This window comes from Streptomyces coeruleorubidus (genome assembly GCF_028885415.1).
GTDB lineage: Bacteria > Actinomycetota > Actinomycetes > Streptomycetales > Streptomycetaceae > Streptomyces > Streptomyces coeruleorubidus_A.
This window is the reverse complement of record NZ_CP118527.1, coordinates 159751-176448: the sequence shown is the minus strand read 5'-3', so window position 1 is coordinate 176448 and position 16698 is coordinate 159751. Positions and strand designations below refer to the sequence as shown.

Sequence of the window (16698 nt, the reverse complement as noted above, 5' to 3'; positions counted from 1 at the left end):
TCGCACCCCATTGATCCCACCGCGTCTTGGACCGGCACGCCAGTCGGACGCGGCAGGCAGACGAACGCGTCGATCACCACCATGCCCGTCCCGTGGCCGAAAAGCACCAGGCGGGAGTGAAGAACGCGTGCACACACGGCCGGCCGGCCGGACCTGCCGTCAGGACGCGGCGTCCCCCTGGAGATGACACAGCAGCAGGCACACGTCGTCGTCGCGCTCGGAGTCGCTCAGCAGCGGATGCAGGATCCGGTCCGCCGAGCCCTCCAGGTCCGCGTCCAGCTCCGCCGAACGGAACCCGCCGAGCGCCGAGGCCAGCCGCTCGATGCCCGGGTCTATGCCCTGCGCGCGCCGTTCGACCAGCCCGTCCGTGTACAGCGCGAGAGTCGAGCCGGGCGACAGACGCACCGTGTGATCGCCGATCTCCTGGGTGAGCGGGATGCCCAGCATGGCGCCGGGCTTGGCGTCCAGGGTGCGCACGGTGCCGTCGGGCAGCCGCAGCACGGGCGGCGGATGGCCCGCGGCGGCCCAGGTCAGCGTGGGCTCGTCCGGGTGGAACCGGGCGATGACGGCGGTGGCGTACAGGTCCGGCTGGAGATGGTGCAGGAACCGGTGCAGCCGGGTGAGCAGCCGGCCCGGGCTGTCGCCGTCGACGGCGTAGGCCCGCAGCGCCGTGCGCAACTGGCTCATCATGACGGCCGCGTGCAGACCGTGCCCGGTCACGTCGCCGACGACGGTGATGAGACCGCCGTCCCGCTGCGGGAACGCGTCGTACCAGTCACCGCCGATGTTCAGCCCGTGGGTGGCGGGCAGATAGCGCGCCGCCAGGCTGAGGCCAGGGGTGGCCGGCAGATCCGTGAGCAGGGCGCGTTGCAGCGTCTCGGCGATGTCCCGGTTGTGCTCGAAGCGCCGGGCGTTGTCGATCGCGATGCTGGCCCGCCGGGTGAGCTCGATCAGCATCACCGCGTCGTCCGGGTCCCAGCGCGCACCGGGCGGCGACAGGGTCAGCACCCCCAGCGGCGCCCGCCGCGTCGGCAGCGGAACGCACAGCATCGGCCGCGTGGGATCCAGCGCGGACGGCGGCTGGTCGTCGACACCGGGCAGGCCGCCGGGGTGATCGGCCGCGTACTGCGGCCGCCCGGTCCGGGCCGCGACCACGGCGGCGGCCGGATGCGGCGCCGACCGGTGCTTGTCGTCCTCGTGGTCGAACAGCCAGACGTCGACGCTGCGGGCGTACTCCGGCACCAGCAGGTCCGGCAGCCGGCGCACGATCTCCTCGTGGTTGAGCGAGGCCGTCAGCACGGCGCTCGCGTCCGCGAGGAACGTCAGTCTGCGGCGGGCGCTCTCCGCCTCGTTGCGTGCCCTGCGCTCGGCGGCGAAGGCCTCGCGCTGGGCCCGGCCGGCCGCGTCCAGCTCGGCGTGCAGCGCCAGGACGCCCTGGTTCGTCTGGTGCAGCTCCTCGCGGTGGAAGGCGACCAGATCCTCCTGCTCGGTGAGCTTGTCCAGCACCACGGCCGTGTCCTCGTCGGCGCCGAGCAGCGCCTCCGCCAGGGCGGCGGGATCGTCCTCGACGGCGCCGCCCTCCGTGGCCCGGGCCGCCTCGGGGCAGGGGACCGTGACCTCCCACGGCGGCTCCCCGGCGGCGGCGGACGCGTCCGGCGACGGCGTCACCACGGCGTGCAGCAGTCCCTCCTCGGCGGGGGACCCGGCCATGTCCAGGGTGAGCAGCCAGGTCCCGCCCTTGGTGAGGCACTGCCGCAGGTGGCCGCTGAGGGCGGCGGCCAGCCTCGTCCGTTCGACGGTGGGCACACCGTACGCGGCGGCCAGGCGCGCGAGGGCGATGCGGGCGCGTGCCGCATCGGTGACGGTGGTGATCTGCCAAGTGCGCATCATGGGCGTTCCGGCGGGGTCGGAGTCAGCACGGCCACGGCGGTGTCGTCCCGCACCGGACGGGCGGGACTGCTCGCGTCGCGTATCGTCACGGCGGCCGTCACGGCCGGGTCGGCCGCGGGCAGACCGGCGTCGGACGGCGGCGTCCAGCGGCTGGGCAGACCGTCCGTGTGCAGGACCAGCAGCCGGTCGGCCGCCCAGTCGGCCTCCTCCTCGTGGAGGGTGGCGGGCCGGTGCACGCCGACGATGCCGGGCCGCGACAGCAGCGGACGCCAGGTGCCGTCCGCACGCAGTCGCGCACCTACGTTCCCGATGCCGGCGAACCGCAGCCGTCCGGCCCGCACGTCGAGCTGGGCGAGGGCGACGGCCGCGCCCCGGGTGCCCCTCAGCGCGTCGTGGAGCCGCCGCAGCGACTCGGCGGGGGAGAGGTGAGCCCAGCGGTGCAGGGCCGTGACCGCGGCGGACGAGGCACGGGCCGCCTCCGGGCCGTGCCCCAGACCGTCCGCCAGCATCAGCGTCAGCCGGTCCCCGGAACACACCCACGCCCAGGCGTCACCCGAGTACTCGGCTCCGCCGTAGGGGATGTTGACGCCACCGGCGCGCACGCCGACGACGGGCACGGACCGGTCACCCGACGGGCCGGGCCGCCTTTCACGCCCCGGTGCGCCGGGGCCCCGCCCCTCACTGCCCGGACCACCGGAGACCGGCTGGGAAGCGGGCTCGCGCCCGAGGACACCACTGTCGCCGGGCGCGCCGCCGGCCTGCGCGGCGAAGCGCGGCGCGCCGCCGGGCACCGCCGCGTGCCCCGTCAGGGCACCGCACGCCACGGCCTCCACCGGCGCCTCGCCGGCCCGTGAGGCACCGCCCGGCCACCAGCCGCCGGCGCAGGCCCCGCCCTCGGACCACGCCGGGGCGACACCGGCCGGACTCCGGCTCCCCGACACCCCCTCGGCCCGCGCCCGCACGGCCGGACCGCCCCCACCGCGCGGGGCGCTGCCCACGCGGGCCACCGCTACCGTGCCGCGGCCGGGCGTGCTGTGCAGGGCGAAGTCGTCGGCGAGACGCTGACACGTGCCGAGGCCCGCGCCGAGCGAACCGGTCGTGGAAAAACCGTCGCACAGGGCCGCCCCTACGTCAGCAATGCCCGGCCCGTGGTCGATCGCGGCGATCTGCACGACCCGGGACTGCGCTCGGCCCTCCCGCGGCGCGGGCGGCGCCACCACGTCGATGAGTACCTGACCGCCCTCGGCGTGCTTGAGCAGATTCGTGGCGAGCTCGGTCGCGACCAGCGCGGCGGTCGCGGTGCGCCGCTCGTCGAGACCGGCCAGCGCGGCCGCGCCCTCCGCGGCGACCCGCGCGTCGCGCACCCGCGTCGAGTCGCGCACCGGGACGTCCCACACGCGCGGCATCAGGCCTCCTCGCGCGGTCGCGGCGGCTGGGCCACCCAGCAGGTCACCCGCACGGTGGTGCCGTCGCCCGGCGTGCTGTCGATGTCGAAGTCGTGCACCAGGCGCCGCGCGCCGCTCAGCCCCATCCCCAGCCCGTCGCCGGAGGTGTAGCCGTCGCTGAGCGCCTGGTCCAGGTCGGCGATGCCCGGCCCCTCGTCGGTGAAGGCCAGCCGGAGCCCCTGCGCACCCCCGCTGCTGAGGTGCGTCGCCTCCATCTGTCCGCCACCGCCGTGCACGAGGGTGTTGCGGGCCAGCTCGCTGGCCGCCGTGACCAGCTTGGTCTGCTCCACCAGGCCGAAGCCGAGCCGGGCCGCGGCCTGCCGCACGTGCTGTCGCACCCACACCAGGTCCATGTCCGACCGGATGGGCAGGCAGGCCTCCACGCCCGCGGCAGTGTGCATCACGGACTCTCCTGACGCGGGCCGCCCGGACGGTACGCCGGGGTCTGGTGCGAGAGGAGCTCCATGCCCGCCTCCGTGCTGAGCGCCGTGGTCAGCCCGGGCAGCGTCAGGCCCAGTTCCGCCAGGGTGATGGCGACCGCCGGGCGCATGCCGGCCACCACGGTCCGCGCGGCCAGCAGCTTGGCCTGCGCGGCGATCTCGGCCAGCACCCGGCCGAGGAAGGAGTCGACGATCTCCACACCGGAGATGTCGATGAGGACACCACGCACCCCGGTACGGGAGACGGTCTCCGCGAGATCCTGCTGGAGCTGCTGCGCCGTGCTGTCGTGCAGGTCCCCCTGGAGCGTGACCAGCAGGACGTCGCCGAGCCGGAGAACCGGCACGTGGCCAGTGACCGGACGGGAGTACGCCTCGCTCACCGCTGACCCGCACCCGGGTTCACGATGTCCGCGCCGAGCTCGTGCAGCGCGTACCTCAGTGCGTCGGAGAGGCTCGCACGGGTGATCACGTCGAGGTCCAGGCCGAGGTGGACGATGGTCTGCGCGATGGCCGGGCGGATGCCCGAGACGATGCACTGGGCGCCCATCAGCCGGGCCGCGGCGACCGTCTTCATCAGGTGCTGCGCCACCAGCGAGTCCACCGTCGGCACCCCGGTGATGTCGAGGATCGCGAACCGGGCGTGCTGGTCGACGACGGCGTTCAGCAGCGTCTCCATCACCACCTGGCTGCGGGCACTGTCCAGCGTCCCGATCAGCGGCACGGCCACGACGCCGTCCCACAGCCGGATGACGGGGGTCGCCACCTCCATCAGCTGGAGCCGCTGCCGGTCGCTGAGCGCCTGCCACTCGCTCAGCGCCGTCTGCATGGCGACCAGCCGCAGGGTGCCCATCAGCACGGTGAGCGCGGTCGAACACGCCCGCAGATGCTCGGGCGGCGCCTGCTCCAGGTCGGCGGCCAGCAGGTTCTCCACGGGCGGCCGCAGGGCGGCCAGCTCGCTGGAGACCTGGGTGTTCGACAGCCCGGCACGCGAGCGGGCCACGCCCATCCGGGCCAGCTGCTCGCGCACCCCGCTGAATCCCGCGGCGTCCGGGTCCTCCACCTGATCCGAGTCGGCCACCTGGGCCAGCGCGTCCACGACGACCTTGCCCGCCTCCACCGCCTCGTCGCGCGAGACGGTGAACACGGTGCGGAACAGGGGCTCGTCCGCCCACCGCTGGGCGATCTGTTCACGCCTGCGGTGCAGGAAGTCCCTGACCTCGTGCGTCGGCGTGGCGAGCTGTCCGTCCGCTTCGTGCTCCGGCACCTGGTTCTCTCCTCATCCGCGTTGCGTCGACCGAGCCCGCCTCAATGCAACGGGACGGCGCTGTGACACTTGCCGGGCGACAACTCTAACCATGCGCCGACCTCGTACGACACCGGATCCGGCGCAAGCGATCCGGTTCAGGGGAACGGGGGTTGACCATCGCCGTCACCGGCGCGCGAAGGACGAACCGCCGATCGGACGGGGCGGAGCGAGGGCACCGCGACGCCGGTCCCGCCGCAGCCGTGCCCGAGGGGCACCCGGCCCGTCAGGCGCTCTGTGCCCCCGGCTCCTCGGGGGTGTCCGGCACTTCGTCGGCGCGGGCCAGAGCCTCGTCGACGCTCTCCGATATCGGCACCGTGATGCTGACGCCGGTCAGGTCGAGGACGCGCCGCACGGCCGGCGTCGGGCTGATGACGTGCACGCTGCCGGCGGTCCTGCGGGTCTCCTGGTACACCCGCAGGATGATGTTCATCCCGGACGAGTCCATGAAGGGGACGGACGACAGGTCGAGCAGGAAGTGCCGTCGGCCGTGGTGGAGTTGGTTGGCCAGATGGGCCTGGAACTCGGTCGCGGTGTCGACGTCCAGGTAGCCGTCGACCGTGATCAGGGCCACGTCCTGACGGGGCAGTTCGACTTCCACGGACAGCGGGTTCTGGGCGAGGGGCACGGGTACCTCCAACAAGTGCTACGGCCTGGGCAGGTCACCTCTGGGGATGACCGCGGTGCGGGGCGATGCCGGTCGTGGTGCGGGCTCTGCTGCCGATTCTCATGTGCCTCCCTTCGCTACCGGGCTCCGTTTCCACCGCGCACCCGCGATTACCCCGGAAACCACCCTCCATGCCCCGGGCGGAAACCTTGCCGATGCCCGCCGCCGACGGCGTACGGTGGCACGTGTGTGCGCCGAATGCGCTTGCGGCAGGAGGGTAATTGCTGCTGTGGAGGAGGCGGGCGGGAACCGTCCGCCGGGCTCCGCGATCCGCACACCGTCAGGAGGATGGAGCAGCGTGGCCATCGACAGAATCTGGTCGTACGCGCCGGACAGCGGTCACGTCGAGGGGCAGGACCTGACCGGTTTCACCGTCGCCGCGACCGACGGCACGATCGGGCACGTGGACCGCGAGGCCGACCCGCACGGCATGCGGCACCTGGTCGTCGACACCGGCGTCTGGGTGTTCGGCCGCAGCGTCCTGGTGCCGGCCGGAGTCGTCACCGGCATCGACACGCAGGGCCGGAGGGTCACCCTCGCCTGCACCAGGGGAGACGCCAAGGCGGCACCCCGGTTCCAGACCGACAGCGAGACCCGGGACCGGGAGTACCTCACGGCCGTGGGCGACTACTACGACCGGCTGCCCCCGCGCGCGACGACCTCGGCCTGAGCCCCGAGCCGGTCACGGGCGCGCCCGCGCCCGCGCCCGTGACGCTCCCGGCTCACCACGGCAGGAACACGTGCACGTCCTTGCCGCGCTCGTCGCTCACCACGCTGACCTGGTCGCACAAGGTGTGGATCAGATGCCAGCCGATGCCGCCGCCCCCGTTGCGCGGATCGAACGGGCGCGGAGCCGGTTCCGTGGAGCTGGTGTCGTGCAGGACCACATGCACTCCGTCGAAGGTCCGGCGCATCCGCAGCGCGAACGGACCCGGGGCGTACTGGACCGCGTTGGCGGCCAGTTCCGTCACCACCAACAGGATGTCGTCCCAGTACTCGGGGCAGAGGGCGGCGAGGAGCGTGACAGATCACGCAGGAACTCCTCCGCGGCCAGCCGCGCGCCCGTCACGTCGTGCGGCTCGCCCACGAAGCTGTTCGTGCGGCTCGGAATCTCCTCGGAGGTCAGTGCGTCATCCCCACGCGGCTCGGTTGACATATCGCCTTTCCGGCCCGGCGTCAGCAAGGCTGCCGTCAGGGCTGTCGTCCTTTCTCATGCGTCGCCACTGTTGCGTGTTCCCGAGGGGGCGAGGCCTACGCGTCCGGCTGCGCGCTCAGCGGAACACGTTGTCCGAGTCGTCCCAGTTCGATGGTTCGTCCCGGATGCTCGGCCGCCCGGGACGCCTGCGCGACTGGTACATCGCGTCGATCTCGGACGCGTAGCGCCGCACGATCTCGTCCCGGCACAGCTTCATCGAGGGCGTCAGCAGCCCGTTGGCCACGTCGAACGGCTCCGGCAGGACCCGGAACACCCGGATCGACTCCGACCGCGACACGGAGCTGTTGGCCGCGGCCACGGCACGCGCGACCTCCTCCCGCAGCGCGTTCTCCTCGCGCGCCTCCCGCATCTCGCCCTGCAGCGCCAGCGCCGCCCGCCAGTGCGCCAGGAACTCCGGGTCCAGCGTGATCAGGGCGCCGACACAGGGCTGGTTGTCGCCCACGACCACCGCCTGGTGGATGAGCGGGTGCATCCGCAACCGCTGCTCCAGGGCGGCCGGGGCGACGCTCTTGCCGCTGCTGGTGATGATGATGTCCTTCTTGCGGCCGGTGATCGTCAGATAGCCCTCCGAGTCCAGCTGCCCGAGGTCCCCGGTGGCCAGCCAGCCGCCGCGCAGCGCGGCCCGGGTGGCGGCCTCGTCACCCACGTATCCTGGAACACCGACGGGCCGCGCACCAGGATCTCCCCGTCCTCGGCCACCCGGATCTCCGTGCCCGGCAGCGCCTGCCCGACGGTCCCGGACTTCTCCCGGCCCAGCGGCTGCATCGTCACTCCGCCGCCGGTCTCCGTCAGGCCGTACCCGTCGTGCACGTAGATGCCGATGCCCTCGTAGAACAGCGACAGGTCGCGGCTGAGGGGCGAGCCGCCGGACGTCCCCCGCTGCACCCGGCCGCCCAGCGCGGCCCGCAGCCTGCGGTACACCGTGCGCTCGTACAGGGCGTGCTGGAGCCGCAGATCTAAGCCGGGCCCGCGGCCCGGCCCAGCCGCTGGCGTTCCAGGGCCGCGGCGAAGTCCCGCGCCGTCTCGGCGGCCCGCTCGAACAGACCGCCGTGGCCCCCCTGCTGGGCCGTGCGCAGGAAGTTCTTGTAGATCTTCTCGAAGACCGACGGGACCGCGTAGAAGTACGTGGGCCTGAAGGAGCGCAGCGCAGACGACAGTGCCTCGCCGCCCAGCTCCGCCTGGTGCCCCATCAGCAGGCCGCCGCGCACGCACAGGCACTGGACCATCAGCCCGTACACATGGGAGAAGGGCAGGAACACCAGCACGGAGCCCTGCTCCCCGCGCGGTGCCGTCGTCTGCCTCCAGCCCGCCAGCAGCGTGTCGCAGGGGGCGGCCAGGTTGCGGTGGCTGAGGGCGCAGCCCATGGCGTGGCCGCGGGTCCCGGAGGTGTAGGCGACGACGGCCGTGGAGTCCGGCAGCACGATGCGGCGCATCGAGTCGACCGTGGCCGGCGGCACGAACTCCCCGCGCACCGTCAGTTCCTCCAGCGCGCCCGCGTCCAGCTGCCATACATGGCGCAGCAACGGCAGCGACGCACACACCGATCCGACGGTCATGACGCCCTGCTCGTCCTCCACCACCACGGCCACACAGCCGGCCTTCCGCAGGATCCACTCGACCTGGTCGCGCGACGACGTCGGATAGACCGGGACGACCTCGGCACCCACGGCCCACAGCGCGTAGCACAGGACCGTCCACTCGTACCGGGTGCGCGCCATGATCGCCACGCGGTGCCCCGGCGTTATCCCGGAGGCGATCAGCCCCTTGGCGATGTCCACCACCTCGTCGCGCAGCTCGACCGCCGTCACCTCCTCCCAGGACGCGGAGGCCGGGTCGGCGCGGCGGGCGAGCACCGGCCGGGTGGGTTCGCGCTCCGCCGTCTCGAAAACGCTGTCGGCGAGCCCGCCGGTCAGGGGCGAGACGGCCGGTGGAGCGAGGGCGAGGTCGCGCATGCACTGCTCCTGACGTGTACGGGGTGTGACATTGCCGACGGGTAGCGTCATCGGCGGGGCTCGAATGTAGTCGAGCCGGGACCCTCAGGGGTCGGGAAATACGGAAGTCGTCCCGCTGATGATCTCGGCGTGATCGGGGGACCCGGACGGCATGAGTCACATCAGTCCCGATCCCGAACCCGAACGCACCTCCGGCCTGGAACCGGGCGGCGGCGTACCGCCGGGCGAGACCCGCCCGCGGAGAGCAGCCTGCCCGAGGCGGGGCCCCGGGAGACGCACAACCCGCCCAGGGCTGGGCCAAGGCTCCGATGGCCGTGATCATCGCCTCGTGTGCTGATCGCGGCGTTCTTCCTGGCCTACGCCCTCGTCCTGATCCTCTGAGGTCCGAGCCTGCGAGTTCCGATCCTCTGAGCCCGTCTCCGGAAGAAGGCGGGACGCCCTCACGCTGTGTGTGGCGGACGCACTTCGGTGACGACGTCCCGCAGGCTCCCCGTGCGCTCCATCAGCGCGCGCTGCACCTGTGCGCCGTTGCCGTCCCGCAGCAGCTCCTCGCAGGCGCCCGGGCCCGCTCCAGGTCACCGGTGTCCGCGAGCGCCTCCCCGACATGGTCCAGCAGGGCACGGACGACCGCCTCGGCGGGCAAGCGCCGCATGGTCGCGGGGTGCAGCAGCTCACCCGAGAGCCCGGACCGGGCGGCCAGCCAGTCGGCCAGCCGCAGCAGGCTGACACTGTGGCCGAGCGGTTCCCGGCCGGCCCGCCACTCGCGTGCGGCGGTCTCGACCAGCCCGCGGACGAGCGTGGCGACCAGCGCGGCCGTGGCGGAGTGCAGACAGACGTCCGACACCCGGACCTCCACGTCGGATACCGCTGGGACAGCCGCGCGTCGAAGTAGATCATCCCGTCGTCGAGGAGCGCGCCGGTGGCCACCATGTCCGCGATCAGCCGGTGGTACCGCTCGGAGCCGAAGATCTCGGTCGGCCGGCCGACGGCCAGCGCAGCCACACCCGGCTGCGGTAGCTGCTGTACCCGGTGTCCTTGCCCTGCCAGAACGGCGAGTTCGCACACTGAGCGCCGTCAGAACCTGGAGCCAGGGCCGCACCCGGTCGATGACCGCGACGCCCTCCTCGTCGGACTCGACGGACACGTGCACGTGGCAGCCCAGGACGAGCTGCTCCCGGGTGGCGATGCCGTACTGCTCGGCCATCCACTGGTACCGGGCGATTGACGCCGACCGCGGGGCTGACCGGCAGCGGCGAGGTGGCGAGCGCCGCGACCGTGCAGCCGATCTCCCGGCGTGCCGGGCCGCCTCCTTGCGGCAGCGGACGATCTCCGCGCGCAGGCTCTCCATGGACGACTGCGATGCGTGGCGAACTCCAGCATCTGCTCGTGGAGTTCCTTCTCGAAGACGTCCCCGTCCGCGTCGTCCTGCGCGGCCCGGGAGCACTGCCGCGGACAGCGCCCGCGGGTCCCCGGTCTCCGGGTCGACCAGGAGGAGCTCCTCCTCCACTCCGACGGTGCGCACCCTGATGCCCGCCCTTCTGTGACCCTGCCGCGTCGACCACCGGGCGTTTCCGGTGGTACGACACCCAGTGCCCCTCACGGGCGGGTCGGACACCTGGTGCGGCCGCGGGACCTCACGGAGCGAACGGCGTCAGCCACACGGTGGCCAGCGGCGGCAGCGTGATCCGGACACAGCCGTCCTCCGGCTTGACCGGATCCGGGTTGGTGACGCCGCTGCCCCCGTAGCGCGGGTCGTCGGTGTTGAGGGTCTCCCGCCAGGCGACGGCGTCGCCCGGACCCACAGGCCGTAGTCGTGCCGGACGACCGGGGAGAAGTTCGACACCGCCAGCAGCGGCCTGCCCTCGACGTCGTACCTCAGGAACGCGAAGACGTTGTCGTCGGCCGAGTCCACCGCCACCCACCGGAAGCCCTCCGGGCGGGTGTCGCACTGCCACAGCGCGGGCGTGGCCCGGTACGCCGTGTTCAGGTCACGGACCAGGTCCCGCACGCCCTGGTGATCGCCCGCCGAGTGGTAGCCGTCGTCGAGCAGCCACCACTCCGGCCCGTGCTCCACCGACCACTCGGCTCCCTGCGCGAACTCCTGCCCCATGAACAGCAGCTGCTTGCCCGGGTGGCTCCACATGAAGCCGAGGTAGGCGCGGACGTTCGCGCGTCGCTGCCACCAGTCGCCCGGCGCCTTCGACACCAGCGCCTGCTTGCCGTGCACGACCTCGTCGTGGGAGATCGGCAGGACGTAGTTCTCGCTGTAGGCGTACACCATCGAGAAGGTCATCTCGTGGTGGTGGTACTTGCGGTGCACCGGCTCGTGGGAGAGGTACTCCAGCGAGTCGTGCATCCAGCCATGTTCCACTTCAGGCCGAAACCGAGCCCGCCGCTGTCGGTGGGCTGCGTCACCCCGCCCCAGGCGGTGGACTCCTCCGCGATCGTCACCACGCCCGGGGCACGCCGGTACACGGTCGCGTTCATCTCCTGCAGGAACGCCATGGCCGCCAGGTCCTCCCGGCCGCCGTAGGCGTTGGGCTCCCACTGACCGTCCTCGCGCGAGTAGTCCAGGTAGAGCATGGAGGCGACCGCGTCCACGCGCAGACCGTCGATGTGGAACTCCTCGCACCAGTACACCGCGTTCGCCACGAGGAAGTTGCGCACCTCGGTGCGGGCGAAGTCGAACTCGTACGTGCCCCAGTCGGGGTGGTCTGCGCGCCGGTCGTCCCCGGGCTCGTACAGCGGATCACCGTCGAACCGGGCCAGCGCCCAGTCGTCCTTCGGGAAGTGCGCCGGCACCCAGTCCATGATCACGCCGATGCCCGCCCGGTGGCAGGCGTCGACGAAGTAGCGGAAGTCGTCCGGGGTCCCGAGGCGCGCGGTCGGCGCGTAGAAGCCGGTTACCTGGTAGCCCCAGGAACCGTGGAAGGGGCTCGGCGACCGGCATCAGCTCCACGTGCGTGAAGCCGTGACGTACGCCGGGAGTTCCTCGGCGAGCTGCCGGTAGTCCAGCCCCGGGCGCCAGGACGGCAGATGCACCTCGTACACGGAGAACGGCGCCTCGTGCACCGGCGTGTCCGCGCGGTGCGCCATCCACTGAGCGTCGCCACTCGTAGTGCGAAGCCGTCACGAATCGACGCCGTGTTGGGCGGCTCCTCGGTGCGGCGGGCCATCGGGTCCGCCTTGAGGAAGCGGTGGCCGTACCGGGAGTGGATCTCGAACTTGTACGCCGTGCCCTCGCCGACGCCCGGCAGGAAAGCTCCCACACGCCGGACGCGCCGAGCGAGCGCATCGGGAACTGTGTCCCGTCCCAGTAGGTGAAGTCCGCGGCCACCCGCACGCCCTGCGCGTTCGGCGCCCACACCGTGAACCGGGTGCCGGCCACGCCCTCGTGGGTCATCGGGTGCGCGCCGAGCGCCTGCCACAGCTGCTCGTGCCGGCCTCGCGGATCAGGTGCAGGTCGAGCTCGCCGAGCGCGGGCAGGAACCGGTACGGGTCGTGCACCTCCTGCTCACCGCCCTCGTACGCCACGTGCAGCGTGTACGCGGGGATCTCCGCCAGCGGCAGCACGCCGGAGAACAGGCCGTCGCCCTCCGAGACGAGCGGGGTGCGCTTGCCGCCGGTCACCACGCTCACGGAGCGGGCGAAGGGGCGCAGCGCCCGGAACGCGATCCCGCCGGGGACCGGGTGGGCGCCCAGCAGCGCGTGCGGATCGTGGTGGGCGCCCGCCAGCAGGCGCCGCGGTCCTGAGGGCTCAGGGCGGGCGCGGTCGCGCCCGGGACCGGGCCGGACGCTCCGGGATTGAGGTGTCACGCAGGGCCAACGGCTCAGTCTCCCTTCACAGCGAGGCGCTCGATCGCCGCCATCGGTACAGGCAGCCAGTCGGGGCGGTGCCGTGCCTCGTACAGCACCTCGTACACGGCCCGGTCCGTCTCGTAGGCCCGGAGCAGTCCGTGCTTCTTGCGCGGGTCCCAGCCGGCGCGGGCGGCATAGCCCGCGCAGTAGGCCTCGCGACAGCGTCGCGCCCACTGCGGGCGCCAGGGCGGCGCTGCCGGGCGGCGTAGTCGAAGGAGCGCAGCATCCGGCGGATGTCCCGCACGGGGGAGTGGCGCTGCGCCGTTCGGAGAGCGGCCGGGACGCTCGCCCTCGAAGTCGATGACGAACCACTCGCGTCCGGCCCGCAGCACCTGCCCCAGGTGCAGGTCGCCGTGGATGCGCTGGGCCGGCGGCCCGGCGTCGCAGGTGGTGAGGGCGGCGAACGCGGACCGCAGGCCCGGCACGTACGGCTGGAGCGCGGGCACGCAGTGCGCTGCGGCGGCCAGCCGCTCGGTCATCGCGGTCGCGGTGCGCCCGTTCTCCCCGGGCTCGCCGACCGGAAGGCCGAGGCGAGGGCGAGGTGCACCTCCGCCGTGGCCGCGCCGAGCGCCCGCGCCTGGGCGGTGAAGTCGTCACCGGCGGCCAGGGCGTGCAGCGCCAGCGTCCAGCCGTCGGAGGCGTCCCGCAGATACGGCTGGAGCACGCCGAGGGTGGCCTTGAACGGATCCTCGTCTGGAACCAAGGCCACGGGCGCGGGCACGCGGTGACAGCCCTGTCTGGCCAGCGCCCCCGGCACCTCCAGAGGTCGGGGTTGACGCCGCGGCTGGATGCGCCGGAAGACCTTCAGGATGTACTCGTCGCCGTACACCAGCGAGGAGTTGGACTGCTCCGCGTCCAGCAGCCGCGGCACCAGTCCGCCGGGCACCGGCTGGTCCGGGTCGCAGTCGAACCGCAGTGGCCCGGCGGTGCCGGGGTGGCGCAGCCGGTCCAGGAGCAGCTGGGCCGAGATCGGGGGTCGTGCAGGGCGCGTCGTAGACCGTCAGACCGGCCAGCGGCCCGTCCTGCACCCGTCCGATGAGCGCCCGTCCGAGGCGCGGTGACGGGGTGCTCCCGTACGCCGAGCAGGAGCTGGTAGCAGTCGCCGGCCGGGAGAGCACCGCCCGGGGACGGCACGCCCGTGTGACCGGCGTGACCGGCGTGGACCAGCAGGTGCAGACAGCCCGGTACAGCTCGGTCATCGACAGCAGGCCGAGCTCCGTGACGGGCCGGTCCTTGCCCGCGAACCAGCGCTGCCGGGGCAGCCAGTCGCGCAGCAGCCCGCCGAGCGACTCCATGGGTTCGGCCAGGCGCGTGAGACTCGGGCGGAGGGATGCGGTCTTCGGCATGGTCCGCCTCCTTTCGTCGGCGCGTGCTCACAGTCCCCTGGCCGATGCGGGATGCGACTCGAGTGAGCCGGAACCAGTAGAAGCGCCGTGGCCCCCGAGGGTCAGCAGATACGGCAGTTCACCGATCGCGGGAAGCGGACCCCGCCGAACAGCTCGACCGGATGGCGCCCGGCGAACTCCCGCAGGTCGAGTTCGGTGGGCTGGGAACCGCGCGAAGTTGTTCACGCACAGCACCAGGTCGTCCTCGTACTCCCGCAGGAACGCCAGCACCGCGGGGTTGGAGGAGGACAGTTCGGTGTAGGAACCGAGGCCGAAGGCCGGGTTCTGCTTGCGGATCTCGATCATGCGGCGGGTCCAGTGCAGCAGCGACGACGGCGACGACATCGACGCCTCGACGTTGGTGACCTGGTGGCCGTAGACCGGGTCCATGATCGCCGGCAGGTAGAGGCGGCCCGGGTCGCAGGTGGAGAACCCGGCGTTGCGGTCCGGGGTCCACTGCATCGGTGTGCGCACGGCGTCGCGGTCGCCGAGCCAGATGTTGTCGCCCATGCCGATCTCGGATCGGCGAGCCGGGCAGGGCCAGCAGCAGCGCGGTGAACAGCTCGATGGTGTGCCGGTCGTTGTCCAGCAGGGGAGCCAGCCGCCTGCGGATGCCGATGTTGGCGCGCATGCGGGGATCCTTGGCGTACTCGGCCCACATGTAGTCGCGCTCTTCGTCGGTGACCATCTCGAGCGTCAGTTCGTCGTGGTTGCGCAGGAACATGCCCCACTGGCAGCCCGAGGGGATGGCCGGGGTCTTGGCCAGGATTTCCGAGACCGGATAGCGGGACTCGCGCCGCACCGCCATGAAGATGCGCGGCATGACCGGGAAGTGGAAGGCCATGTGGCACTCGTCGCCGCCGGTCGCGTAGTCGCCGAAGTAGTCGACGACGTCCTCCGGCCACTGGTTGGCCTCCGCCAGCAGCACCGTGTCGGGATACTGCGCGTCGATCTCGCGGCGGACGCGCTTGAGGAACGCGTGGGTGGCGGGCAGGTTCTCGCAGTTGGTGTCCTCGGCCGCGTACAGATACGGCACCGCGTCCAGCCGGAAGCCGTCGATACCGAGGTCCAGCCAGAACTTCAGCGCGGCCAGGATCTCCTCCTGGACGCGCGGGTTCTCGTAGTTGAGGTCCGGCTGGTGGGAGAAGAAGCGGTGGAAGAAGTACTGGCCGCGCACCGGGTCGAACGTCCAGTTCGACGTCTCGGTGTCGACGAAGATGATCCGGGCGTCCGGGTAGCCCTTGTCGTCGTCGGCCCACATGTAGTAGTCGCCGTAGGGACCGTCGGGATCCTTGCGCGACTCCTGGAACCACGGGTGCTGGTCGCTGTGTGGTTCATGACGAAGTCGATGATCACGCGCATGCCGCGCTGGTGGGCGGCGTCGACGAACTCCACGAAGTCGGCCAGGTCGCCGAACTCCGGCAGCACGGCCGTGTAGTCGGAGACGTCGTAGCCGCCGTCGCGCAGGGGCGATTTGAAGAAGGGCGGCAGCCACAGGCAGTCGACGCCGAGCCACTGCAGGTAGTCGAGCTTGGCGGTCAGGCCCTTCAGGTCACCGACGCCGTCGCCGTCGCTGTCCTGGAACGAGCGGACGAGTACCTCGTAGAAGACGGCGCGCTTGAACCACTCCGGGTCCCGGTCCCTGACGGGGGTGTCCTCGAAGGTGTCCAGCACGGGCTCGTTCACGGTCATGACGTTCCTACCCCTCCGTTCCCTGGCGCGGCGGGCGGCGGCTGGGCGTGGAAGACGTGCGCGGGAGCCCGCCCCGGCTCCAGGCGCACGTAGTTGTTCCTGCTCCAGTGGTAGGTCTCGCCGGTGAGCTCGTCACGCACCGGCACCGACTCGTGCCAGTCCAGGCCGAGTTGCGGCATGTCCAACGAGACCGTGGCCTCCTGGGGGTGGTGCGGGTCGAGGTTGGCGACCACCAGGACGACGTCGGATCCGGTGCGCTTGCTGTACGCGATGAGCGCGTCGTTGTCGGTGTGGTGGAAGCGGAGGTTCCTGAGCCGGGTGCAGCGCGGGGTGTTCCCGGCGGATGGTGTTGAGCCTGGTCAGCAGCGGTGTGATGGTGCGGCCCTCGCGTTCGGCGGCCTCCCAGTCGCGGTGCCTGAGCTGGTACTTCTCCGAGTCGAGGTACTCCTCGCTGCCCTCCCTGAGGGGGTGTTCTCGCACAGCTCGTAGCCGGAGTAGATGCCCCAGGCCGGCGAGAGGGTGGCCGCCAGGACGGCCCGGACCTCGAAGGCGGGCCGGCCGCCGTGCTGGGGTAGGCGTGCAGGATGTCGGGGTATTGGCGAAGAAGTTCGGCCGCATGTAGGAGGCCGCCTCACCCGACAGCTCCGTGAGGTACTCGGTCAGCTCTTCCTTGGTGTTGCGCCAGGTGAAGTACGTGTAGGACTGCTGGAAGCCGATCTGCGCCAGGGTGTGCATCATCGCCGGGCGGGTGAACGCCTCGGCCAGGAAGATCACATCGGGGTCGGTGCGGTTGATGTCCGCGATGACCCGCTCCCAGAAGACGACCGGCTTGGTGTGCGGATTGTCCACC

General features: G+C 72.1%; 13 protein-coding genes and 7 pseudogenes. 2 read left to right on the top strand and 18 right to left on the bottom strand.

Annotated features, from left to right (window positions below):
• Positions 1 to 159: 159 nt before the first annotated feature.
• The 6 genes from PV963_RS00920 to PV963_RS00895 form a co-directional block, all read right to left on the bottom strand.
• Positions 160 to 1890 carry a PP2C family protein-serine/threonine phosphatase gene (locus tag PV963_RS00920; protein WP_274813717.1) on the bottom strand — a complete coding sequence of 577 codons (1731 nt, stop codon included), beginning with the start codon at positions 1888 to 1890 and terminating at the stop codon, positions 160 to 162.
• A complete protein-coding gene (locus PV963_RS00915; RefSeq protein WP_274813715.1) occupies positions 1887 to 3296 on the bottom strand; it encodes a SpoIIE family protein phosphatase in 1410 nt (469 codons plus the stop codon). The genes PV963_RS00920 and PV963_RS00915 overlap by 4 nt, the downstream gene beginning before the upstream one ends.
• On the bottom strand, positions 3296 to 3736 hold the full coding sequence (locus PV963_RS00910) for an anti-sigma regulatory factor (protein WP_274813713.1): 441 nt from the start codon (positions 3734 to 3736) through the stop codon (positions 3296 to 3298). Before PV963_RS00910 ends, PV963_RS00915 begins: the two co-directional genes overlap by 1 nt.
• Positions 3736 to 4155: an STAS domain-containing protein gene (locus PV963_RS00905; protein ID WP_274813712.1), complete on the bottom strand. Its 420-nt coding sequence runs from the start codon at positions 4153 to 4155 to the stop codon at positions 3736 to 3738. Before PV963_RS00905 ends, PV963_RS00910 begins: the two co-directional genes overlap by 1 nt.
• Positions 4152 to 5039, bottom strand: a complete 888-nt coding sequence (locus PV963_RS00900; protein WP_184992607.1) for an STAS domain-containing protein — start codon at positions 5037 to 5039, stop codon at positions 4152 to 4154. Before PV963_RS00900 ends, PV963_RS00905 begins: the two co-directional genes overlap by 4 nt.
• Positions 5040 to 5304: 265 nt before the next feature.
• A complete protein-coding gene (locus PV963_RS00895; RefSeq protein WP_274813710.1) occupies positions 5305 to 5706 on the bottom strand; it encodes an STAS domain-containing protein in 402 nt (133 codons plus the stop codon).
• A gap of 337 nt (positions 5707 to 6043) precedes the next feature.
• On the opposite strand from PV963_RS00895, the gene PV963_RS00890 reads away from it, so the two are divergent.
• Positions 6044 to 6415, top strand: a complete 372-nt coding sequence (locus PV963_RS00890; RefSeq protein ID WP_274813708.1) for a PRC-barrel domain containing protein — start codon at positions 6044 to 6046, stop codon at positions 6413 to 6415.
• 52 nt (positions 6416 to 6467) lie between these two features.
• On the opposite strand, the pseudogene PV963_RS00885 reads toward PV963_RS00890, so the two are convergent.
• Positions 6468 to 6901 (bottom strand): annotated as a pseudogene (locus tag PV963_RS00885) (ATP-binding protein).
• A 115-nt stretch (positions 6902 to 7016) separates the two neighbouring features.
• Positions 7017 to 8913 (bottom strand): annotated as a pseudogene (locus tag PV963_RS00880) (AMP-dependent synthetase/ligase).
• A 151-nt stretch (positions 8914 to 9064) separates the two neighbouring features.
• Here PV963_RS00880 and PV963_RS00875 point away from each other — a divergent pair.
• Positions 9065 to 9294 (top strand): annotated as a pseudogene (locus tag PV963_RS00875) (DUF6480 family protein).
• Positions 9295 to 9415: 121 nt separating this feature from the next.
• Here PV963_RS00875 and PV963_RS43810 read toward each other — a convergent pair.
• The 10 genes and pseudogenes from PV963_RS43810 to PV963_RS43770 all read right to left on the bottom strand — a co-directional run bounded on the left by PV963_RS43810 (position 9416) and on the right by PV963_RS43770 (position 16120).
• The gene (locus tag PV963_RS43810) at positions 9416 to 9757 is read right to left on the bottom strand and encodes a hypothetical protein (RefSeq protein ID WP_425541057.1); all 342 of its coding nucleotides are present in this window, start codon (positions 9755 to 9757) and stop codon (positions 9416 to 9418) included.
• A gap of 94 nt (positions 9758 to 9851) precedes the next feature.
• Positions 9852 to 10121, bottom strand: coding sequence for a glutamate-cysteine ligase family protein (locus PV963_RS43805; protein ID WP_425541006.1), 270 nt, complete (start codon positions 10119 to 10121; stop codon positions 9852 to 9854).
• Positions 10040 to 10420, bottom strand: a pseudogene (locus PV963_RS43800) (glutamate-cysteine ligase family protein); the annotation flags it as partial. The gene PV963_RS43805 and the pseudogene PV963_RS43800, both read right to left, overlap by 82 nt.
• Positions 10421 to 10547: 127 nt before the next feature.
• A pseudogene (gene glgB / locus PV963_RS00865) lies at positions 10548 to 12739 on the bottom strand (1,4-alpha-glucan branching protein GlgB).
• Positions 12740 to 12743: 4 nt separating this feature from the next.
• Positions 12744 to 13250 (bottom strand): hypothetical protein, encoded by a 507-nt coding sequence (locus PV963_RS43795; RefSeq protein WP_425540858.1) that lies wholly within the window; start codon positions 13248 to 13250, stop codon positions 12744 to 12746.
• Positions 13247 to 13657 (bottom strand): hypothetical protein, encoded by a 411-nt coding sequence (locus tag PV963_RS43790; RefSeq protein ID WP_425541056.1) that lies wholly within the window; start codon positions 13655 to 13657, stop codon positions 13247 to 13249. Before PV963_RS43790 ends, PV963_RS43795 begins: the two co-directional genes overlap by 4 nt.
• Before the next feature lie 109 nt (positions 13658 to 13766).
• A pseudogene (locus PV963_RS43785) lies at positions 13767 to 14066 on the bottom strand (maltokinase N-terminal cap-like domain-containing protein); the annotation flags it as partial.
• A 78-nt stretch (positions 14067 to 14144) separates the two neighbouring features.
• Positions 14145 to 14462, bottom strand: a complete 318-nt coding sequence (locus tag PV963_RS43780) for an alpha-glucosidase C-terminal domain-containing protein (protein WP_425540857.1) — start codon at positions 14460 to 14462, stop codon at positions 14145 to 14147.
• 451 nt (positions 14463 to 14913) lie between these two features.
• Positions 14914 to 15848, bottom strand: a pseudogene (locus tag PV963_RS43775) (alpha-amylase family glycosyl hydrolase); the annotation flags it as partial.
• The gene (locus PV963_RS43770; RefSeq protein ID WP_425541005.1) at positions 15845 to 16120 is read right to left on the bottom strand and encodes a hypothetical protein; all 276 of its coding nucleotides are present in this window, start codon (positions 16118 to 16120) and stop codon (positions 15845 to 15847) included. The gene PV963_RS43770 and the pseudogene PV963_RS43775, both read right to left, overlap by 4 nt.
• Positions 16121 to 16698 lie beyond the last annotated feature (578 nt).